This window comes from Arthrobacter sp. 05L44, from assembly GCF_056397605.1.
In genome coordinates this window covers 78,855-99,997 of the sequence record NZ_JBFTNS010000007.1, presented here as the reverse complement: position 1 = coordinate 99,997, position 21,143 = coordinate 78,855, and the positions used below count along the sequence as shown (strand labels likewise).

Here is a 21,143-nt window from a genome sequence, read left to right as displayed (position 1 = left end):
AGCCGTCCGGCCACAGCAACAAAGCCATACCCGCCTCCCCTGGGTAGCCACGACCCTACAATGGCCGCGGAACTTCACCCGGTAACAACATAAGGACAGCAGCCAAAAAAGCGGTAATACTGGAACAGTCCTTGAGCCGGCGTGACCCAGCCAAAAATTGACGTACCAGGCGGCACTGTCTTCCCGACGATCTGTCCGCCGGCTCAAGGTCCGTTAAAAGGGGTGTCGGGCCAGGCGGACATGACCTCATAGGAGCCTGATACGACCAGTCCCATTACCGTTTTGTCTGCCCACCTGGCCCGCGCCCGATCAATCAGCATTCGACGCGACTGAGGGGCAATTTCCATCTTGGCAAGCGAACCAATAAAAGTCATCGCGGGTATCGACACCCACGCCGACACACACCACGTAGCCGTGATCAACGAACACGGCAAACCCCTTGCAGACAGGGAATTCCTGGCCGTGGGATCCGGATACCGGAAAATCATCGACTTCATCACTTCCTACGGCACAGTCGTAGCCGTCGGGGTCGAAGGAACAGGCTCCTACGGTGCCGAACTCGCCCGAACTCTTCGGGGTGAAGGGCTCACCGTGCTGGAGGTAAACCGCCCGAACCGGGCCGCCCGTCGCCTCAAAGGGAAGTCAGACCCGTTGGATGCCTACCAGGCCGCCAAGTCCGTGCTCGAGGGGCGGACCAAGGCGATCCCTAAGGCCAAAGACGGCCCCGTCGAATGCCTGCGGATCGTACGTTCCGGGCGCGCATCAGCCATCAAGGCCCGCACTGCGGCCATCAACCAGATCAAGGCGCTCCTCGTTTCAGCCCCGGACAAGATCCGGGCGAAATACCGGGCACTGGCCACCTCAGCGCTGATTCCTGCCCTGCAGCGCACGAGACCTTCCGGGCATATGGCTGACCCCGAGTACGTGACTCTGCTGACGCTCAAGGCGTTGGCAGCCCGATGCCAAGCGCTGGGAACGGAAATCGCGGCTGCTGACGCTGCACTCAAGGAAATCCTGGACGGCTATGCTCCGATGCTTTGTGATCTCCCAGGAGTCGGAACCGAAGTGGCCAGCCAGTTGTTGATCACCGTCGGGGACAATCCGGACCGTCTGGGGAACGAGGCCCAGTTCGCTTCGCTCGTCGGCGTCGCCCCGGTGCCAGCCTCATCGGGCAAGACAACCCGCCACCGGCTCAGCAGGGGCGGCGACCGCAGCGCCAATAATGCCTTGCACCAGGTTGTTCTGGTGCGCATGGGCTCGTGCCAACGGACCAAGGAGTACGTGGCTAAACGCACGTCAGAGGGAAAGAGCAAACGCGAAATCATGCGCTGCCTCAAACGCTACGCAGCCAGGGAAATCTACCGTCAGATCACCAATCCCCGGCCCGCACCCGACAACTCCGACCTCCGCCGCAGGCGGACAGACCTCGGCATGACCTTAACGACCGTCGCCGGCGAACTTGGTCAATGGGTTTCCATCATTTCGCGTCTGGAACGCGGACATATCCGCAACGATGCCCTGGCCGGCGCCTACCGGAAATGGCTCATCGACCAGGCCGAAATGCCACGCCGCACACCTCCGACGACAGCTGCAGCAAGGACAAATGCGTTACCGGGCGCCGTTAGCTGAGACTCAAGGCTTGACGCTTTACTCAAACCAGACTTACTCTAAAACCACAAGGTTATATAACGACAAGGTTATGGTTTTGATGCTTGATGAATTGAGTGCAGTGTTCGCGGCGTTGGCCGATCCGACTCGGCGGGCTATTCTGCAGCGGCTCGCTGACGGTGACGCGCAGGTGTCCGACCTCGCGGCGCCTTTCAGGATCAGCCAACCGGCGATTTCGAGGCATTTGAAGGTATTGGAAAATGCTGGCCTGATCTCCCGGAACCGGGTAGCGACTGCCCGGTTCAGTCATCTGGAGCCCGACCGGCTTAAGGAAGCGAGCGAGTACATGGAGCGGTACAAGAAGTTTTGGGGTGAGTCCTTCGACAAACTCGACGGCGCGCTGGCCTCGTTTCAGCGCGACACCCCACCTACGGGAAAGGGCCGAGATGTCTGAGGGGCGCCAGCAGGAAGTCACAGAACACGATGTTTTCATTTCCCGCTCTTTCGCCGCCCCCAGGGACACGGTCTGGCGGTTCTGGACCGAACCCCAACTCCTCGCCTCATGGTTCGGGCCTGAAGGAGTTCACGTACCCGTGGACAGCATCATCGTGGAGCTCGTGGAGCAGGGCCGGTGGGAGTTGACCATGGTCGACAACGCTACCGGGGCCAGCCACCCCATCCGGGGGCGCATCACCGCCTTTCAGGCACCGGAATCCCTCGAGATTCAACTGACAGCGCTGACCGAGGCTGGGCCCGTGGACGACGTCGTGCTGCGGCTTCAGTTCCACGATCACGGCGACCGGACGCGCATGACCCTCCATCAAGGCCCGTTCACCGACGAGATCCGGGACATGACCCACGCCGGATGGATACTGTCCTTCACCAAACTCGACACCCTCCTCGAAAGGCCCACAGCATGAAAACCAGCGCCGCCCAAAGCCAGGTCACCCAGATCACCTCAGCGGACGGAACCCCCATCTCCGTCGAACACATCGGCTCCGGCCCCTCCCTGGTCCTGGTTGACGGCGCCTTCTGCGGCCGGTCCTTCGGCCCGGCGCGGGCCCTGGCCACCACGCTGGCCGACTCCTTCACCGTGTACTTCTACGACCGTCGCGGCCGCGGCGACAGCGGTGATACACGGCCCTACTCCGTGGAACGCGAAATCGAAGACCTAGCCGCCGTCATCACCCATGCGGGCGGAGACCCCTACGTCTATGGCATCTCCTCCGGTGCGGCCCTCGCCCTCGAAGCAGCAGCGGCGGGTATCCCGATGCGCAAGCTCGCCACCTACGAGGCCCCCTACACGGGAATCGGGAACGTCGACGGAACGCCCGTCGACCACGCCGGGCACCTGAACTCACTGCTCGCCCAAAACAAGCGCGGCGCGATGGTCTCCTACTTCTTGGTCAAGATGATCGGCGTCCCTGCATTTGTGCCCCTCATGCTGCGCCTCATGCCAAAGATCTGGAAGAGCCAAAAGGACGCCGCCAACACCCTCCCCAATGAAATTGCCGTTACCAACAACTTCACCGCACCCACCGGCCGGTTCGCCAAAATCACGGTGCCGACCCTTGTCATGGTCGGTGGAAAAGCCGCCCCGGTCATGACCTCAGCTCAAGCAACAACAGCCGCCGCGATCCCCCAGGCCCTTCACCGCACCCTCGAGGGCCAAACACACCAAGTCTCAGACGCAGCAATGGCAGCCGAACTCCGCGGGTTCTTCACCAACTGACCCGTTGACCACTCTCACCAAATTCATTTCGCCCACAGACCGGAATAGACCATGCCCAAAATCAGCTATCAGACCGAACATCAGGGATCCCAACGACGCCCGCCCGCCTCCTCTGCCACGCGGGTATTGCTGGCCTGTGGCATCACCGCCGGCCCCCTATACCTTCTGGTCAGCTATGCCCAGGCGTTTCTTCGCCCGGGCTTCGACGCGGCACATAACGACCTCAGCGTCCTAGCCAACGGCGACCTAGGCTGGATGCAAACCACAAACCTGATCCTCACCGGCGCCCTAACCCTCCTGACCGCCGTCGGATTCCGTCGCGCACTCAACCCCGGACGAGGAGCCACCTGGGGGCCGGTTCTCGTCGGAATCTACGGTGCCGGATTAGTGGGTGCGGGGATTTTCACCGCCGATCCCATGAACGGATTCCCTCAAGGCGCACCTCCCGGACCCCCTATCTCCGGGTCCCTCCACGGGTTTCTTCACTTCGTTACCGCAGGGATTGGCTTTGCCGCCTTCATCGCTGCCTGCTGCGTTATGGCCCGCCGGTTCTACACATCCGAAAACCGGAGGCTCGGAGCATTCTCCCTTGCTACCGGAATCCTCTTTCTCGCCGCCTTCGTCGGCATTGCCAGCGGGTCAACGTCAGCCGTCATCGTTCTTAGCTTCACAGCAGCCGTAGTCCTCGCTTGGACCTGGCTGGCAATAACGGCCGCCCACCTACGACGCAGCCAACCCCTGCCTCCCACCGTCCGCACCAGCTGAGCGAGCCAACCACTAAAAAGCACGATCAACAGCAATTTGACGACTATAGGAGCATCGGTAAAGACGTGGGAAAGGGCCAGGGATCCCGGAGCTCGGCGACGGAAGCACTGGACCCAACAGCCGGCCGCGCCAGCGGACGCCCGAAAAGGTGCGAGCCCTGCGAGGCCCCTCTGGTTTAGTACCGGAACCCTCGCTCCAGGTCGAATCCGGCGCGGGGTGGTCTCATCCTGGTCATCCTGAAGCCGGGCGTGGCGAGCCCTGTTGACCGTGGGGGGCTGGCAGGTGATGCTGAGGGCACTTCGGTGACCAGGGGGATCATGGGAGTGCACAAGGGGGGATTGGATGCTGACCTACATTCGCGAGCGGCAAGAAGCATGATCCTTGTCCTCATGGGGTTGGTTTTTGCGGGCCTGGCACCTCAGTCGATTTTCTGGATCGTGTTCCCGGCGTCTGTCGCCCTGGACTTGGTCCTCACCAGAGGATGGATCAGAGAAGATGCGCTCAGGGCTCACCGGGCCGGGCAGGCTCAGTAAAATTGCTGTGCCCCCGTCAGTGTGATCGGCGTCCGACGGAAATGTGTTCCTACAGACAAGCCGTGTGAGAGGCTTGCTTTCGAAAAAGCTCACACTGGGGGAAACGCATTGGACATTGTTTTGATAATTGTCAGACTGGCGGCGGTCGCTGTGCCGGTAGTTCTCGCTGTACTGGCCCTGTACTGGATCATTCGCCTCGGAGTAAAGCACGGATTGCGCTCATACGAGACGGAAAGGGCCCGGCACTCGGACACTGTGGTCTAAGCGCTTCAAGTCGGCTCTCGGCTGCGGGCTCCTGTACCAGCTCCTCGCCCATACAGCCCAGACCATCCCTTGCCCCTGCCTGGATCATGCGGCGCTTGTAGGAGAGTAATCAGGCGACGAACAACGTAAACACCAGGGCCAGGGATCCCGGAGCCCTGCGACGGAAGCCGTGGACCCAACAGCCGGCCGCGCCAGCGGACGCCAGGGCCGCCTAGGTCCGGGCTTCCACCCCCGGGCGCTTCAACGCGAAGCGCCCAGGTTCCCGGCAGGGACCCCGAAACTGGACAGGCGTCCCGCGGATTTGCAAGGATGGCCGGACCGGGCCGATCGGACCCGGTTCGGTGAATTTCCGGGACGAATGTCTCCGTGATGGACGAGGGGAAGTGAGCATGCGCATCGCAACGATGTCTGCTGCCACAGTCAGCGGGGTGGCCGGTATGGCCTGCTTCGCGGCCGCGCACCTGCCAGCCTCCACCGGACCGTCCGCCGTCGCCGCGGACTAATTTCACCGGAAGTACCCGGTAACACCCGGAATCACAGGCTGGCATTCCCTTGCCCTAGACCGCCCCGGCGCGCCATCAGGCCCCGGGACGGAACCATCCGATGCCGAAAGATTCCGTCATGCAAAAACTCACGCCCCAGCAGATCCGCTCGTCCTTCGTGAACGCGAGCCGCTCCGAAGCGGCCAAACTCAACCTCCCCGCGAACTTCGACTCCCTCGACTGGGACAGCCTCGAATTCCTGGGCTGGCGCGACGGGAAAATGCCGCTGCGCGGCTACCTTGTCCTGCCGGGCCCGACCGGTCCGACCGGAATCATGCTCCGGGCCCCGGAGGGCGGCGCCAAGAAGAACCGCTCAGTCCTGTGCGAGCTGTGCCGGGACATCTTCTCCAAGGATGACGTGGTGCTCTGGGTGGCGAAGCGGTCCGGCCAGTCGGGCCGCAACGGGAACACCGTCGGCACGTTGATCTGCGCCGAATTCGGGTGCTGCCGCAATGTCCGGGTGGAACCGCCGGCCAACGAGATCAACCCCGACCCGGCCGCCGTCGTACTCCGGCAAATCGAGGGCCTGGCTGAGCGGACCTCCAGGTTCCTGGACCGCGTCCAGGGGAAGTAACGCAGCAGCCAGGCGCAGGACGGGCTGTCCTCAGCGCAGGACGATGTCCACAGGGTTCGCCTCGGAGCGCCATGCGCCCTCCGGGGCGGCCCCTGCCGTGATCACCGGGGCGGTCAGGACGCCGGACCGGTTGGTGCGTTTGTCCCGGAGGATTTCGGTCACCGAACCGAGGTGCCGTGAGAGGTCGATGACGTTTTCCGGCGCGGCCAGGAGCAGCTGGAATCCGAACTCGTGCAGCGCCTTGATCCCGGCGCCGGCGAATTCCTCCGAGGCCAGCACAAAGGCCTCGTCCATCATGACCGTGCCGTAGGTGGTGAACCCCTGCTCGGCGATGCCCAGCTGGTAGCTCAGGGCCGCGGCCATGATGAACGCGGTGAAGCGCTGCCGCTCGCCACCGGACATCGACCCGGTGTCCGCGTGCATGTAGACCTCGGTCTTCGCCGCGCGCGGCGTCCGGCTGCCCTTGGCGGCCGCGTTTGGCCCGGCGGGCTGCACCCCGCGGTGCTCCTTGCACTGGATGAACAGGTGGCCCCGGACATCCAGGACCTCGGCGCGCCAGCGCCGGTCCTCGGGCGCCTGGGAACCGAGCCGCTTAACCAGCGTCTCCAGCGACTTGTAACGGCTGGTCAGCTCGGCGTCGTCGTCCTGCCCGGCCGCCTGGCCCGCGGGCGCACCCGCGGCGGCAGCCTTCCCCGGACGGGTGTGGCGGACCTTCAGCGCGTTCTGGATGGCGTCCTTGAACTGCTTCGCGGTGGCGGGCAGCGTCTGCTTGATGTCCAGTTCCAAGAAGCTGCCCTCGTGGAAGTTCACCTCGGAGAGGACGCCGTTCAGCGGCAGGATCCGGCTGGTGATGGAACGGCGTTCCTCGTCCAGCAGGTGTAGCAGCGTGCTGAAGGACTCGTGTGTCCGCTGGTTAAAGAACTGCCGGAACTCGGCCTCCTGGGCGGGCAGCCCGTCGCTGACTATGGCGTGGTAGCGGCCTTCGAACTCCCCGGCAGCCCCGATCGAGGTGCCGTGGTCCGCGGAGATGGCCGTGCCCCATTCACGCACGAAGCCCTCGAAGATCCTGGTCAGCCGCTCGGACGTGGCCTGCCCGCGGGACTCGGCTGCGTGCAGTTCCGCGAGGAGCCGGGTGCGGACCAGGTTGGCGAGGTTGTCCAGTTCGTGCATTTCCAGGACGTCGCCGAAGTCCACGAAGTAGGGTTCCAGTGCCGCTGCTGTGGCGTCCGACGGCGGCTGTTGGGCCAGCCGCCGTCGTGCGGCGTCCAGCAGTGAATCCGCCGTGGTGAGCCTGGCGTCGAGTGCCTTGTACTCGCTTTGCAGCACGGCCGCGGCCTCGGTGCTGGACTGGTGTTTCTGCCGGGCCGCCTCAATGTTGGCACGGAGCGGCTCGAGGTCGGCCTGGGCGGCGAGGGCGTCTTTGAGCCGTTGCTCGATTCGGGCGAGCTCATCGGCGGCCACGGCCGCGGAGACCTGTTCCCAGGGCCGGTGGTCGTCGGCGACACGGCGGAGTGCGTCGAGTTGCCGGGTCATGCCCTGGTGGGATTCCTCCCGGCTTTGCGCCAGGTCGGCGGCCTTGGCGAGTTCCTGCTGGAGGTCCTCGACCTGCGCGGCGACGAGTTCCAGTTTGGCGGCGTTATCGAAGCCCAGGACGTAGTCCTGCCGGGAGGTGAAGCGGTCATCCTTTTCCACGGTGTGGCGGTTCCGCTTGACCACGCCGCCCAGGCTCAGTCCCTTGTCCAGCCGGGCCAGTTCGTCCGGATCCTCGACGCAGGGGTACGCGTAATCAAGGGCGATCCGCTCCCGGATCCATTCGCCGGCCGCCGCGGCCGGCCCTGCGGTGAGGATGTCCAGCTTGGTCAGCAGGTCGCCGTCGGCCGCATCCTCCACGGCCAGCGCGCCGCCGGCGAGCGGCTTGGAGACGTCGACGGCGCGCAGTGCGCCGCGGACCGGATGATCGTTGAGGTACCGGGTGACGGCGGTGAAGTGCTCGCCGGGGACCAGCAGCGTGGTGGCGAGGCTGCGCAGGGCCCGCTCAGCGGCCGGCCGCCACTGCTCGTGGCCCTCTGCGAGGTCGATCAGTTCGCCGCCGAACGGCATCAGCTCCTCGGCAACGCCCGTGGCAGCCGCGATGGCGCTGCGGTTTTCGATGCTTGAAGGCGGCAGCAGGGACTTCCGGGTTTTGAGCGAGACAAGTTCCTGCTGCGCGGCGGCGAGTTCCCGCTTCCGGGCAGCGTGCCCGTCGAACGCCTCGAACCGCAGCTCCTTGAGGGCCTCGGAGTCGTCCTTCAGCTCGGCCGAGCGGGCGGCCGCATGTTCGTGCGCCTGCTCCCAGCCGGCGGCCGTCCATTCGAGCTCAAGGCCCGCATCCGTCAGGGCTTTTCGGGCGGACTCTTCGACCTGCTGGCGGAGTTTGAGGCCCATCCGGGCGTTCTCCAGCGACTGTTCGATCGCGGAGATCGCGTTGCCGCCCTGGTTGTTGTAGTCGGCCTCGAGCTGGCGGAGCTCCTTGGCCAGTCCGTCGCGGACACCGCGCTCGGCACCGAGCTCGCGGGCCTTCTCCTGTGCCTGGGCCTTGACGCGTTCAAGCGTCTTTTCGTGCACCGTAACGGCCAGCTGCTGCTTGTAGGCCTCGAACTCCTCGCCCGTGAGGTCCCGGAGCCGGTTCGCGTCGAGCAGGGCCTGCGCGTACTCCTTGTTCAGCCCGGGGACGGGGGCCAGCTGGTCGCGCTGCTGCCGGACGTCTTCGAGCCGCTGCCGGATGGACATCAGGTTGCTGAATTCCTCGACGACGTCGTCCGCAGCGGCCAGCGTGGCGGGCGCATCCAGGACCTGGTCGCGGAAGAAGGTGTTGACGCTGCCGCCGAGACCCTTGCCCGCCTGGATGACGCGCAGCAGCGGCAGGGCCTGGTCCGAGTTGATCCCGAGGAGGCGCCGGAAACGCTCTGCGAAGGCTTTGTGCACGTCGAAGATCTGCGCATCCGGGAAAATCGCGTCCAGCGCCGACTTGGTGAAGCGCTTCTCTGCGATGCCCTCCACAGCGGCCAGGTCCAGCGGCTTGTTATCGATCAGGTAGTAGCGTCCGACGCTGGATTCGGTGCCGTTCTTGGGCAGATCAAACAGCGCCGAAATGGTCACCCGGGTGCCGGCCGCGTTGTCGAAGGTCAGGGCGACGGCGGACCAGGTGGCGCCGGGGCGCTGGAAGGCACTGGCCGAGCCTTCGCCGACGGCCTTGTCCCCTACTTTGCCGCGCATGTAGGTGAAGGTGGTCCTCTTGTCCTCCACGGCCCCGCCGGCGCGCTGGGCGGCTGCCTCGTTGGAGCGCGGGCGGGCGTCGAAGACCCGCAGCATCGCGTCGAACAGTGTGGACTTGCCGACGCCGGAATTGCCGGTCAGGAGGGTGCCATTGCGGTCCACGTGCATGGTGTGGGCGCCGTGGAAGGTGCCCCAGTTGACCACCTGCACGAGGGCCAGGCGCATCTGGCCGGGGTTGGTGAGCTCGCCCATAGGCAGCATGGTGGCGATGCTCATTCGGCGTCCTCCGCTTCGTCGGTCACGCCGTTGTGGTCGCCTATCGCGACATCACCGGACACATGCTCTGCATGCTCGCTCGTTCCGCCCCTCGGACCCCCTCGCCTCGCAAGCTCGGCCAGGGAACCCTGTCCGAGTGGGCCCAGCTTAGACGCATGCTGCCGCATGTCCCCGGCGCTGCCGCTGCTGTTAAGGAGCGAATCGTCGTCGTCACCATCGCTCTGCGTCACCGAAATGTCGTCGTCGCCTTCTGCATCATCCACCGGAACGGCCGCGTCGGCGTCGAGGTCCAGCAGCGGTTCGGTGCCCGACTGGTCGGTGCTGGCGGCGATCAGGGCATCGATTTGGGCCGGGATGTCGCCGATGTTTTCGAACGGGAGGGCCAGTGGGAGGGCGTTGGAGATGGTGTAGACGTCATCCAGGCCTGTGGCGAGGAGGAGCTGGCGGGCCAGGAGCTTGGTGATGGCGCGGGTGACGACGTCGGAGTCGCGCAGGGCGTCCTGCTGGCCGGCCGGCTGGTAGTGGGCCACGAGGTCGGCGATTTCCTCGCGTGTGATCGTGGGGTCGGTCTGGGCCGTGACGTGGCGGTCCAGGAGCAGGCGGAGGCGGAGCAGGACGATGGTTTCGACCCGGCTCAGGGCCCGCTGCTGGCGCAGGATGCTGGAGCGGGTGCTCCCGCCGATCGCTTCGGGGTCCACCGGGCGCAGCACAGCGATCTTGCGTTCATGGTCCAGCTGCAGGGTAAGGAATAGCTCGGAGAGGCGGCTGCGCAGGATGACCTGGTTGTCCAGGAGTGTGGTCCAGAGTTTTTCGTCGCGGCCGCCGTCGATGTAGGGCCCCTTCAGGAGTTTCACCAGCGCCTGGCGGACCTTCATGGGGAGCACTCCGGTGTCGCCGGGGAAGAGCGCTGCGCCGTCGACAAACGTGTCCCGGGCAGTCACGGCGAACGGGTCCGGGTGCACGTGTCCCGGTTCGCTGGCGGGTTCCGGCTGGTGCTGCGGCTCGGCGCCCGGCGCTTCGAGGGAGACTTCGCTCATCTTCAATCCTTCTTGAGTGTGACGACGGGCAGGTAGGCGGCGCGGGTGGACCCGTCGATTTGTTCGAAGTCCAGGGGCGCCCAGGCGTCCCGGTCGAAGCCGGCGCCTAGGTGCAGTGCGTGCGAGAGCAGGGCCCGGATGGAGTTGATGTGCCGTTCGCCGTCCGGCAGTTGCTCCCAGGCCTCGGCCAGTGTTGTGGCGCCCGCGGCCGCCGCGCGGATCGCCTCGGGGTTGGCCTTCCCGGTCCGCGGCGAGCGCACCCGGTCCGAGTCGCTGAAGGCGATCGGATCGGCCAGTTTGGGCGGCGCCGCGAACTCGTCCGGATCGAAGAGCTTGACCATGGCAAGGGACTCGAAGCCGGCGTTGAACAGCACCGGTCCCCGGACCAGGCCGGGACGCTCGCGCTCGTACGGCAATGAACGGATCGCCTGTTCGGCCTCTCGCAGCACCTTCCGGAGCCGGACAGACTGCCGGTAGTCGTCGCTTTGGACGTAGGTGTTGAGGCTTTCGCTGAGCTTGCCGTAAATCCGCTGGATCTGGCTGTGCTGGCTGCGCAGCTCGGCCACCAGGTTCTTCAGCGTCTCGCGTTCGTCCTGGCTCAGGTCGTCGGCGAACTGCCGGCTGAGCACTTCGCCGATGGCGGACCGGAAGCGGAGCTGCTGCTGCGGGTCCTCCAGGAACGCCGTGAAGGACCGGAATGTCCTTCCTTCCGGGCTTTGCCGCAGCCGCTTGTCCGCCTCAAGCACCTGCGCCATGGTGGCGCCCTTGCTCAGGGACTCTTCGATGATCTGGTTCCGGAGCTCGCCCACCAGCTCCTCGATCCGGTCGCGCATCTTCTTGTAGTCCGCGGGCAGGCTCGCGGCGAGGTCCAGGATATTGCCGGCCGCCTCGACGGCTTCCTCGTCGTCGAGCAATCCGTCGAATTCACCGGAACTGATCTCCTCGATCAGCTGGCGGCGTTCGCCGATCTCCTCCTCCAGGGATTCCAGCCGGGCGCTCTGGTCCGGGTTGGTCTCATTGGCGAGCTTCTCGACATCGCCCAGCAGGGTGCCCAGCCGCGAGCCGTTGAGCGTGGAGCGTTCACTGGACAGGCTGTCCAGGAAGGCAAGGACACGCGCCGCGGGCTCGGTGACCTCGTACACGATCTGGCCGGACTGGTTCCGCCGGGTCAGGAAATTCTTGCGGGTCCACTCGTCGCCGAAACCTTTGCCGTTCGCGGAGCCGCCCAGCCCCGGATCCTGGCGGCGCAGCTGCTCAAGGAAGGCGTCGACGTCGGCGTGGAACTGCTCCAGCGGAAGCTGCGGCCGGGTGCGGGTGAAGGAGGCCTGCAACACGGCGATCACCCAGGGCGCCGAACGGGTCAGCGCCCAGGCGGGCCCTTTGGTGAGCAGTTCCAGGTCCCGGAGCCGGGCGCTGATGGCGTCGGCGGGGGACACAGCGGACCGGGACACGCAGTTCTCCTATCGATGCCGGGGGTGGGGTGGGCAGTGGATCCAAGAAAACTGCCAACTACAAGGTTAACGCAGGGCCTCCGGAATCCCTGCTGGGTCCCCGGAATGGCGGCGCACACCGCGGCAGAGACTGCTGCGGCGGGGAAATCCGCGACCTCCCCGTGACCTACGTGCGGGTAGCATTTCGATCCCGTATCAACCCCTTCCGACCCGCACGGCGACTCTGGCTGGTCCGGCCCGCGGCGCCCTACGCTCGGGCTACTGGTCCAGCCGAAGCGACGGTGCAGGAGGAAGAATGCAGTTCGATCCAAGTGCGGTGGAAACGGGCACCATGGTGTTCCTCGGAACCCTGCTTTTCGCCCTGGTCATTGGCCTCTTCATTACGGCGGCCGCCTTCGTGGCGCTGGCCCTGCTGGGCGTGGGCCGGCTGGCCTGGTTCGTGGTGGCCGGAGCGTTGCTGGGCCTGGTCCACGGCATCAACGCCGGCTGGGACCGCCTGCTGCACCACGCCGCCGCGGTGGAGCTCACCACGGACTTTCCGGGCGAGTTAATCGGGCAGCCCTCCCCTAGTACGGGCACCTACCCGCGGGTAGTATTGCGGGACAGCTGAAGGGTCCTCCACCCGCGGCGGATCCAGGGCTCGAGCCGGACAACCCGGTTAGAGGAGATGCCCAATGAGCTCCGCCGTCGACAACCCAGCAACTGGCGGCCCCGCAACCGACAGCCCCGCCGCCGAAGTGCCGGTGCCGGCGCAAAAGATCGGCCGCGAGGCCACCGCCGCCGACGCCCGGGCCGTCGCCGAAGCCGCCAGGGAGGCCAGCTGGGAACGGCCCAGCTTCGCCAAAGGCCTCTACCTGGGCAGCTTCGACCTCGGCCTGGTCCACCCGTGGCCGCAGGCGCCGGCCGACGACGTCGAACGCGGCGAGGCGTTTATGGAGCGGCTCACCGCGTACTGCCGCACCATGTCCGGCCGCCTCATTGAACGCGACGCGAAGGTCCCCGACGCCTACCTGTCCGGGCTGGCGGACCTCGGGGTTTTCGGCATGAAGATCCCGCGCGAATACGGCGGCCTGGGCCTGTCCCTGGTGTACTACGGCCGGGCGCTTGCCCTGCTGGGATCGGTGCACCCCAGCCTGGGGGCGCTGCTGTCCGCGCACCAGTCGATCGGCGTCCCGGAACCCGTCAAGGTGTTCGGGACACCCGAGCAGAAACGCGAGTACCTGCCGCGCTGCGCCGCCGGGGCCGTGACCGCGTTCCTCCTCACCGAGCCCGACGTCGGCAGCGACCCCGCGCGGATGGGCAGCACCGCCGTCCCGGCGGAGGACGGCCAGTCCTATGTGCTGGACGGCGTGAAGCTGTGGACCACCAACGGCGTCATCGCGGAGCTCGTGGTGGTAATGGCCCTCGTCCCGGCCCACACCGACTCCGACGGCACCGAACACAAGGGAGGTATCAGCGCCTTCGTCGTCGAGATGGACTCCCCCGGCATCACGGTGGAGAACCRCAACGCGTTTATGGGCCTGCGCGGTATCGAAAACGGCGTCACCCGCTTCCATCAGGTCCGGGTGCCCGCGGCCAACCGGCTCGGCCGCGAGGGCCAGGGCCTGAAAATCGCACTCACCACGCTGAACACCGGCCGGCTGTCCATTCCCGCCCTCTGTGTCGCGTCCGGCCGCTGGAGCCTGAAGATCGCCCGCGAATGGTCCAACGCGCGCACCCAGTGGGGCCGCCCGGTGGGCCAGCATGAGGCGGTGGGCAAGAAGATCGCCTTCATCGCCGCGAGCGCTTTCGCCTTGGATGCCGTGTTCGAGTTGTCCGCCGAACTGGCCGACGCCGGCCAGAAGGACGTCCGGATCGAGGCCGCCCTGGCGAAGCTCTGGTCCACCGAAATCAGCTGCCGGATCGCGGACGAACTGGTCCAGATCCGCGGCGGCCGGGGCTTCGAGACGGCCGACTCCCTCGAGGCCCGCGGCGAGCGCGCCGTCCCCGCCGAGCAGCAGCTGCGGGACCTGCGGATCAACCGGATCTTCGAGGGGTCCTCGGAGATCATGCGGCTGCTGATCGCCAGGGAGGCGGTGGACGCCCACCTGGCCGCCGCCGGTGCCCTCGCGTCCGAGGAGGCCAGCCTGTCCGAGAAGGCGAAGGCCGCCGTCGGCGCATCCGGCTTCTACGCCCGCTGGCTCCCGAAGCTGGTGGCGGGCAACGGCCTGGACCCGCGCTCGTATAGCGACTTCGGCCGGCTCGCCCGGCATCTGCGCTTCGTCGAACGCGCGTCTCGGCGGCTGGCGCGCCAGACCTTCTACGGTATGGGCCGCTGGCAGGCGAAGCTGGAGCACAAGCAGGCGTTCCTTGGGCGGATCGTGGACATCGGCGCGGAGCTGTTCGCGATGGCTGCCTGCTGTTCCCGGGCGGAAATGCTGCTGCGGACCGCCCCGGAGCGCGGCGCCTCCGCCTACCAGCTCGCCGACGCCTACTGCGCGCAGGCGCGGGTCCGGGTCGAAGAGTATTTCGACCAGCTCTGGCGAAACACCGACGACGGCGACCGTGGCCTGACCCGCCAGGTGCTGGCCGGGGACTTCGAATGGCTGGAGGCCGGTGTGCTGGACCAGTCCGAGGGGACCGGGCCCTGGATCGCGGACGCCAGCCCGCGCGCGTCCGCAACGGAAAACCTGCACCGAACATACCGCTGACGTGGGGCAATGCCGGGCGGGCGGCAACCTCCCCTGAATAGTAAGCATCCTTGCTATGTGCGGGGATGCCGTGGTTAGGTGTGGGGAAGACCTGATGACGGTCGAAGCATTGCCGTGCCCGGCCCAAACAATGGGTTCGGGTCAATCAATGAAAGCGAGCAGCCATCATGAGCAGCACAGGCCCCGAAGACCGTATGCCCCGCCGCGTTCCCGAGGACGACCGGACCGTGGACCGGGACGGCCGGATCCACGACGCGCGCCAGGACGGCGTGACTGCAGAGCGGCCAACCGACGCGGAGACCCGCCACGAAGTCCGTGCCGAGGAACGCACCGACGCCCGGGCGGATGCGCGCTCCAACGACACCAGGGCTTTCCCCGCCGCCCCCGTCGCCGGGGCAGCCGCTGCGGGCGCGGCACGACGCAACGACCGTGTGGTCGACGACCGCGCCGCCGACGATCGCGTGATCCACGGCTCGCGCGATGAGCGAGGTTACGTCGAGAACGACGCCGTCGTCGAGGAGGTGCCCACCCGCGAGGCCGTCGTGGCCCGCGAGAAGGAACAGTTCGGCGGCGTCAAGATCGGCTCGGCGTTCTTCGGCTGGCTCGCCGCCACTGGCATGGCCGTGCTGCTCACTGCGCTGGTCGCAGCTGCCGGCACCGCCGTCGGCCTCGCCACCAACACCAACGTCAATGAAGCCGTCAACCAGGCCTCACAGAACCAGAGCGTGGGCCTGGTGGGCATCATCACCCTGCTCGTGATCCTTTTTGTCTCCTACTACTGCGGCGGTTACGTGGCCGGCAGGATGGCGCGGTTCAATGGCGCCCGGCAGGGTCTGATGGTCTGGATCTGGGCCCTGATCGCGGCCATCATCGTGGCTGTCCTGGCCATGACGGCCGGGCAGAGGTTCAATGTCCTGGCGAACCTGAACAGCTTCCCGCGCATCCCGGTCAATGAAGGCGACCTGACCGCGACCAGCATCATCGCGGCCGTTGTGGTGGCCGTGGTGGCCCTGATCGGCGCCATGCTCGGCGGGCTGGCCGGCATGCGCTTCCACCGCAAGGTGGACCGCGCCGGTTTCACCCCGGTGGAAACCGTCGAGGAGCGCTAGGCGAGCGTCACCGCGTCCAAGTAGTACCAGCGCCGGTCCTCCCGCAGGAACCGGCTGGTTTCGCGGTGCACGCCGGGCTCGCCGTCGTGCCGGTAATAGGCAGCGAACTCAACCGTTCCTTCCGTGTCCAGCGGGCCGCCGCGGTGCGTCGAGACGATGTCGAGGCGCCGCCACTGGGTTTCCGCATCGAGCTCCAGCGTGGCCGGGCGCGTCTCCGGGTGCCAGGTGCGGAGCAGGTATCCGGCGTCGAGCACCACGAAGGCGCTGTACCGCGACCGCATGAGCTGCTCCGCCGTGGACGCGTCCGAGTCGTCGCGGTGGAAGCGGCCGCAGCAGTCGGCATATTGCTCCCCTGACAGGCACGGGCAGTTTCCCTCGAAGGGGACGCCGTGGGGCTCGGAAGCGGCGGCCTGGGCGTCTGTCACGTGGTTCCTTCCGGCGGGCCGGACGGTTTCCGGCGGGAGTCTCCTCCGACTATAAACGCGGAACATATCAGCTTGGACACAACCCTCCCGGCCGGGGCTTTCCGTGCGTGTCAGCCCGAAAAATTCCGTATGGTTAAGAAGGGCTGTTGCCCGGCGAGACAATGCGGAACGGACCTCACTGCGGGCTGGATAACTGCAGGCTGGATAGGAGAGGCGAAGTGGAAGACCCGACAACGATCGCCATGCACCTCACGTTCTTCGGCACCCTCGGTGTGGGCCTCGTGATGTTCTTCGGCGTCTTTGTTGCCTTCGTCATTACCCTCCTGCTTGCCGGCCTCGGACGCCTGGTTTCCCTTCCCTTCGTTGCACTGACGCGCGGACGCGGCCCGGCCCCCGAAACGGTCAGGTCCCCGGATCTGACCATGCCGGCCGGGGCGACGGAACCGGCCGAACGGGCCCACCCCGCGAAAACCGCGAAGCCGGCCAGGACCGCCAAGCCGGCCCGCAAGGAACCCCAGCTCTCCGCAGACTGGGCCGCCGCCGTCGAGCGCGCGGACGCCCGTGCCAGTGCCCGCGCCAAAGCCGAAGCCGTTCCGGAGATCAAGGTCTCCGTCCGCGAACTGCCCAGCCCGGAAGCCCCGGTGCGGGACATCAAGAAGGTGGCGCCGTTGATCGCGTCCGCCACGGACCGGAACGGTGCCGGGCCCCGCGCTTTCGCGAAGCCGGCGGTTCCGGCCAAGAGCCCCGTCCTGGACACCGGCTCCCTCGCCGCGCTCAAGCACCAGCCTGCGCGCCAGGGCCAGCAGCGCAAGGCCAGCTGAGGCCTTACCCCGGACGCCCATCTGGGCTACGTTGGGACCCATGGAATTCAGATACCTGGGTCACAGCGGCTTCAAGATTTCGGAAATCACGTTCGGCAACTGGCTCACCCACGGCTCCCAAGTGGAGAACGACGTCGCCACCCAGTGCGTGCGGGCAGCGCTCGACGCCGGGATCAGCACCTTCGACACAGCGGACGTCTACGCCAACACCGCCGCGGAAACGGTCCTCGGGGAAGCACTGAAGGACGAGCGGCGCGAGTCGCTGGAGATCTTCACCAAGGTCTTCGGGCCCACCGGGCCGAAGGGGCACAACGATCTTGGGCTGTCCCGGAAGCACATCATGGAATCCATCAATGGGTCGTTGACACGCTTGCAGACCGATTACGTGGATCTCTACCAGGCCCACCGCTACGACTACGAGACGCCGCTGGAAGAGACCATGCAGGCCTTTGCCGACATCGTGCGGCAAGGGAAGGCCCTGTACATCGGCGTCAGTGAATGGACAGCCAACCAGATCCGCGACGGCCACGCCCTCGCCAAGGACCTTGGGTTCCAGCTGATCTCCAACCAGCCGCAGTACTCCATGCTGTGGCGGGTCATCGAGGCCGAGGTCGTCCCCACCTCCGAGGAGCTGGGCCTGTCCCAGATTGTCTGGTCGCCCGTGGCCCAGGGTGTGCTCAGCGGGAAATACCACCCCGGCAAGCCTGCTCCCGAGGGCAGCCGCGCCACGGACGCGAAGGGCGGCGCCAGAATGATCGAGCGGTGGATGTCCGACGACGTCCTGACCGGTGTCCAGCAGCTGAAACCCATCGCCGAGGAGGCCGGGCTCACCATGGCCCAGCTCAGCATCGCCTGGGTCCTGCAGAACAAGAACGTGGCGTCGGCGATTATGGGGGCGTCGCGGCCCGAACAGATCGCCGGGAACGTGGCGGCCGCCGGTGTGAAGCTGGACCCGGCCGTCATGGACAAGATCGACGCCGCCATCGGCTCGCTCGCCGAACGGGATCCGGCGCAGACCAAGTCGCCGGCCTCGCGGGAGGCCTGACCCATGGCCGCACTGCCGGACCTCGCCGTCACCGGGTCCACCGGCCAGCTGGGCGGACAGGTGGCGCGGCTGTTGGCGGCCGCCGGCACTGCGCAGCGGCTCGTGGTGCGCGATCCCGGCCGGGCCCCGCAGCTCGACGGTGCCGTGACAGCCACCGCCACGTACGCGGACGCCGCGCAGGCCCGCGCCGCCCTGGCCGGTGTGAAGACCCTTTTTATGGTTTCCGCCGCGGAAGCCGAGGACCGGTTGCAGCAGCACTACACGTTTGTGGACGCCGCGGCCGACGCCGGCGTCCAGCACATTGTGTACACCTCGTTTTTCGGGGCCGCCCCGGACTGCACCTTCACCCTGGGCCGGGACCACTACGCCACCGAGGAGCGGATCAAGGGCTCCGGGATGGACTACACCATCCTGCGGGACAACTTCTATCTGGACTTCCTGCCATTGCTGGCCGGCGAGGACGGGGTGATCCGCGGTCCCGCCGGGGACGGCGTTATGGCGGCCGTCACCCGGGGCGACATTGCCCGCGCCGCCCTGGCAGTCCTCCGCGATCCGGCACTGCACCGCGGCAGGAGTTACGACCTCACCGGCCCCGAGGACCTGTCCCTGGCCCGGGCCGCAGAGCTGCTGACCGCCGGCACCGGCCGGACCATCAGCTACCGGAACGAGACCCTGGCGGAAGCGTACGCCTCCCGGGAACCCTACGGCGCCCCGCCATGGCAGGTGGACGCATGGGTCAGCACCTACACGGCCATCGCGGCCGGGGAACGGGCGGGACCGACGTCGACGGTGCACGCGCTGACCGGGCGGGAACCGCTGGGGCTGGCGGATTTCCTGGCCGAGGCGCGTTCGCTCTAAGGGGCAGCGTCGGGCCGGCCCGGTATTGACGGCTTCCGGGCCGGAGCGTAGACCTGAAGACGGTGACACCGGTCCAAAACCGGGCTGGTCCGGAACAGAATCGCAGTCCCATGCCCAAGCAAATGTCCAAGCACACCTCCCCCGTCATGGCCCGGCGCCGGCAGTCCCAGCAGCTGTCCGCCCATCCCGGCGAGCCAAGCCACGGCCCGCTGACCGCCGAAGAGCTCCAGCTGGCGGTCCGGAACCATTCGATGCCATTGGAGGCCCTCCGCGACGACGTCACTCCGCCCGGGCTGCACTACCTGCTGGACCACTTCGACATCCCGGCCATCACGGAAGACCGCTGGCACCTGCGGATTGGCGGGGCGGTCCAGCGGTCCCTGGAACTGAATCTTCGGGCCATCCGCCGCGCCCCGAGCATCAGCGTCCCGGTCACCCTGGAATGCGCCGGCAACGGCCGGTCCCTGCTGAAGCCCCGGCCGCTCAGCCAGCCCTGGATGCTGGAGGGCGTCGGCACCGCCGTCTGGACCGGGGTTCCGCTGGCGTACCTGCTGACCCAGGCCGGCGTGGACGAGGGCGCCGTCGAGGTCGCCTTCACCGGGGCGGACGCCGGGATCCAGGGCGGGGTGCGCCAGCAGTACGCCCGGAGCCTGCGTATTAGCGAGGCGCTGCGGCCCGACGTCGTGCTGGCCTACCGGATGAACGGCGCGTCGCTGCCGCCGCAGCACGGCTTCCCGCTGCGGCTTGTGGTTCCCGGCTGGTACGGGATGGCGAGCGTTAAATGGCTCACGTCGATCAAGGTCCTGACGCGCCCCTTTGAGGGCTTTCAGCAAGCGGTGGCGTACCGCTACCAGCAGGACGCGGACGACGCGGGCACCCCGGTTTCCTGGATAAAAGTCCGTTCGCTGATGGTTCCGCCGGGCATCCCGGACTTCTTTACACGGCAGCGGGTCCTGCCAGCGGGCCCGGTCATGCTGACCGGGCGGGCCTGGTCCGGCCACGGAACTGTCCGCAGCGTCGAGGTCGGGATCGATGGCAAGTGGGCCCCCGCGCAGCTGGAACACCCGGCGGGCCCGTTTGCGTGGGCGACCTGGTCGATGCCGTGGGTGGCTGATCCCGGGCAACACGAGCTGTCCTGCCGCGCGACGGACTCCAGCGGCGCCATCCAGCCGCTCGAACCGGTCTGGAACTACCAAGGCATGGGCAACAACGTGGTGCAGCGGATCAAGGTCACCGTGGAATAGGCCCCAGGTGGATAGGCCCTAGCGGCCGCGCCTCAGGTGCTCCGCGTTTAGTGCGTCGAGCTCGCTGTCGGTGAGGTCGTCGAAGCCGCGGGCCTCACGCTTGTCGCTCCTGGAAAACCGCATGAACATCAGGATGATCAGGGGCAGGTCCACGGCCTCGCAGATGAACCAGAGGACGTCGCCGGCCAGTTGCTGGTCGCGCAGGGCATCCGGAAACCACCCGGGGCCCGGTTGCCGCGCGGTGACGTGATCGAGGACCTGGCCGTTCAGGCGCAGCAGGATTCCGGGCACGGCGTCGATCAGCAACTCAATGAAGACGAAGACGAACTCCAGGGTGATGAACGCACTGGAGCGCCTGAAGGCCTCTTCTTCGATGATGGGGAGTGCCATCAGCAGGCCGAGCACGGGAATGCCGAGGGTGAGGAGGGCCCCTGCCACCGGATTCGTGCGCAGGGTGGAGAAGGCCGGGGTCAGGAACGTCGAGAAGAGGGCAAGCCCCAGCAGCGGGGCCGCCAGGGAGTTGCTCAGGAACCGGACCGCCCGGTGTGCCAGCACGGCGTCCAGGCGCCGGACGCCGTCGTCCCGAAGTGCCATGCGGGCCAGCGAAATCGGCTTGCCCAGCCCGATCAGGAGCGGCACCACGAACAGCATCAGGGTGATCTTCAGTGTGAAGGCCCAACGGAGCTGGGAACCGTACACACCGGGAAATCCGCAGGTCAGCAGCGCGAACGAGCCAAGGCCCAACGCGTAGAAGGCCACGGTCCGCCAGATCGGCCACCGGCTGCCATGTCTTGCCGCGGCCCGGAGTGCGAGCGCGTACAGCCCGCCGAAGGCCACCATGATGGCGAGGGCGGTCCAGTCAATCTGCCAGGCAGTGATGACGACGTCGAGAGGAGGCACGGGGTCAGGATAAC

The 21,143-nt window shown here is 66.8% G+C and carries 18 protein-coding genes; 13 read left to right on the top strand and 5 right to left on the bottom strand.

Translation table 11 applies throughout. From position 1 onward, the window contains the following. The first annotated feature begins 348 nt into the window (after positions 1 to 348). From AC1DHY_RS13530 to AC1DHY_RS13505, 6 genes are all read left to right on the top strand, one after another. Positions 349 to 1,629, top strand: a complete 1,281-nt coding sequence (locus AC1DHY_RS13530) for an IS110 family RNA-guided transposase (protein ID WP_441410707.1) — start codon at positions 349 to 351, stop codon at positions 1,627 to 1,629. A 79-nt stretch (positions 1,630 to 1,708) separates the two neighbouring features. After that, entirely contained in the window at positions 1,709 to 2,062 is a 354-nt protein-coding gene (locus tag AC1DHY_RS13525; RefSeq protein ID WP_476880129.1) for an ArsR/SmtB family transcription factor, read from the top strand. After that, entirely contained in the window at positions 2,055 to 2,528 is a 474-nt protein-coding gene (locus AC1DHY_RS13520) for an SRPBCC family protein (protein WP_441410705.1), read from the top strand. The genes AC1DHY_RS13525 and AC1DHY_RS13520 overlap by 8 nt, the downstream gene beginning before the upstream one ends. Then, positions 2,525 to 3,340: an alpha/beta fold hydrolase gene (locus tag AC1DHY_RS13515; protein ID WP_285242557.1), complete on the top strand. Its 816-nt coding sequence runs from the start codon at positions 2,525 to 2,527 to the stop codon at positions 3,338 to 3,340. The genes AC1DHY_RS13520 and AC1DHY_RS13515 overlap by 4 nt, the downstream gene beginning before the upstream one ends. Before the next feature lie 51 nt (positions 3,341 to 3,391). Next, positions 3,392 to 4,105: a DUF998 domain-containing protein gene (locus AC1DHY_RS13510; RefSeq protein WP_285242556.1), complete on the top strand. Its 714-nt coding sequence runs from the start codon at positions 3,392 to 3,394 to the stop codon at positions 4,103 to 4,105. A gap of 1,418 nt (positions 4,106 to 5,523) precedes the next feature. After that, entirely contained in the window at positions 5,524 to 6,018 is a 495-nt protein-coding gene (locus AC1DHY_RS13505; RefSeq protein WP_476880167.1) for an FBP domain-containing protein, read from the top strand. A gap of 30 nt (positions 6,019 to 6,048) precedes the next feature. Here AC1DHY_RS13505 and AC1DHY_RS13500 read toward each other — a convergent pair whose 3' ends face one another. Genes AC1DHY_RS13500 through AC1DHY_RS13490 form a run of 3 tightly spaced genes read right to left on the bottom strand, consistent with a single transcriptional unit; the run spans position 6,049 to position 12,037 of the window. Further along, on the bottom strand, positions 6,049 to 9,549 hold the full coding sequence (locus tag AC1DHY_RS13500; RefSeq protein ID WP_476903762.1) for an ATP-binding protein: 3,501 nt from the start codon (positions 9,547 to 9,549) through the stop codon (positions 6,049 to 6,051). Next, entirely contained in the window at positions 9,546 to 10,586 is a 1,041-nt protein-coding gene (locus tag AC1DHY_RS13495) for a DUF4194 domain-containing protein (RefSeq protein ID WP_476880169.1), read from the bottom strand. Before AC1DHY_RS13495 ends, AC1DHY_RS13500 begins: the two co-directional genes overlap by 4 nt. A gap of 2 nt (positions 10,587 to 10,588) precedes the next feature. Beyond that, complete coding sequence (locus tag AC1DHY_RS13490) at positions 10,589 to 12,037, bottom strand: DUF3375 family protein (RefSeq protein WP_476880170.1); 1,449 nt, start codon at positions 12,035 to 12,037, stop codon at positions 10,589 to 10,591. A 295-nt stretch (positions 12,038 to 12,332) separates the two neighbouring features. On the opposite strand from AC1DHY_RS13490, the gene AC1DHY_RS13485 reads away from it, so the two are divergent. The 3 genes from AC1DHY_RS13485 to AC1DHY_RS13475 all read left to right on the top strand — a co-directional run bounded on the left by AC1DHY_RS13485 (position 12,333) and on the right by AC1DHY_RS13475 (position 15,836). Then, positions 12,333 to 12,647 (top strand): hypothetical protein, encoded by a 315-nt coding sequence (locus AC1DHY_RS13485; protein WP_476880171.1) that lies wholly within the window; start codon positions 12,333 to 12,335, stop codon positions 12,645 to 12,647. 64 nt (positions 12,648 to 12,711) lie between these two features. Next, a complete protein-coding gene (locus tag AC1DHY_RS13480; RefSeq protein ID WP_476903761.1) occupies positions 12,712 to 14,727 on the top strand; it encodes an acyl-CoA dehydrogenase family protein in 2,016 nt (671 codons plus the stop codon). A gap of 164 nt (positions 14,728 to 14,891) precedes the next feature. Further along, on the top strand, positions 14,892 to 15,836 hold the full coding sequence (locus AC1DHY_RS13475; protein WP_476879969.1) for a YrzE family protein: 945 nt from the start codon (positions 14,892 to 14,894) through the stop codon (positions 15,834 to 15,836). Here AC1DHY_RS13475 and AC1DHY_RS13470 read toward each other — a convergent pair. Next, positions 15,833 to 16,261, bottom strand: a complete 429-nt coding sequence (locus AC1DHY_RS13470) for a YchJ family protein (RefSeq protein WP_476879966.1) — start codon at positions 16,259 to 16,261, stop codon at positions 15,833 to 15,835. The two genes, AC1DHY_RS13475 and AC1DHY_RS13470, sit on opposite strands and share 4 nt — an antisense overlap. A gap of 218 nt (positions 16,262 to 16,479) precedes the next feature. Between AC1DHY_RS13470 and AC1DHY_RS13465 the strand changes: the two genes are divergently transcribed. The 4 genes from AC1DHY_RS13465 (at position 16,480) to AC1DHY_RS13450 (ending at position 20,229) form a co-directional block, all read left to right on the top strand. Next, entirely contained in the window at positions 16,480 to 17,082 is a 603-nt protein-coding gene (locus tag AC1DHY_RS13465) for a hypothetical protein (protein ID WP_476879965.1), read from the top strand. 40 nt (positions 17,083 to 17,122) lie between these two features. Continuing rightward, the gene (locus AC1DHY_RS13460; RefSeq protein WP_476879964.1) at positions 17,123 to 18,127 is read left to right on the top strand and encodes an aldo/keto reductase family protein; all 1,005 of its coding nucleotides are present in this window, start codon (positions 17,123 to 17,125) and stop codon (positions 18,125 to 18,127) included. 3 nt (positions 18,128 to 18,130) lie between these two features. Beyond that, positions 18,131 to 18,985, top strand: a complete 855-nt coding sequence (locus AC1DHY_RS13455) for an SDR family oxidoreductase (RefSeq protein ID WP_476879963.1) — start codon at positions 18,131 to 18,133, stop codon at positions 18,983 to 18,985. Between the two features lie 122 nt (positions 18,986 to 19,107). Then, on the top strand, positions 19,108 to 20,229 hold the full coding sequence (locus AC1DHY_RS13450) for a sulfite oxidase (RefSeq protein WP_476879968.1): 1,122 nt from the start codon (positions 19,108 to 19,110) through the stop codon (positions 20,227 to 20,229). Positions 20,230 to 20,247: 18 nt separating this feature from the next. Here AC1DHY_RS13450 and AC1DHY_RS13445 read toward each other — a convergent pair whose 3' ends face one another. After that, complete coding sequence (locus AC1DHY_RS13445; protein WP_476903760.1) at positions 20,248 to 21,129, bottom strand: cytochrome c oxidase assembly protein; 882 nt, start codon at positions 21,127 to 21,129, stop codon at positions 20,248 to 20,250. Between the last annotated feature and the right edge of the window lie 14 nt (positions 21,130 to 21,143).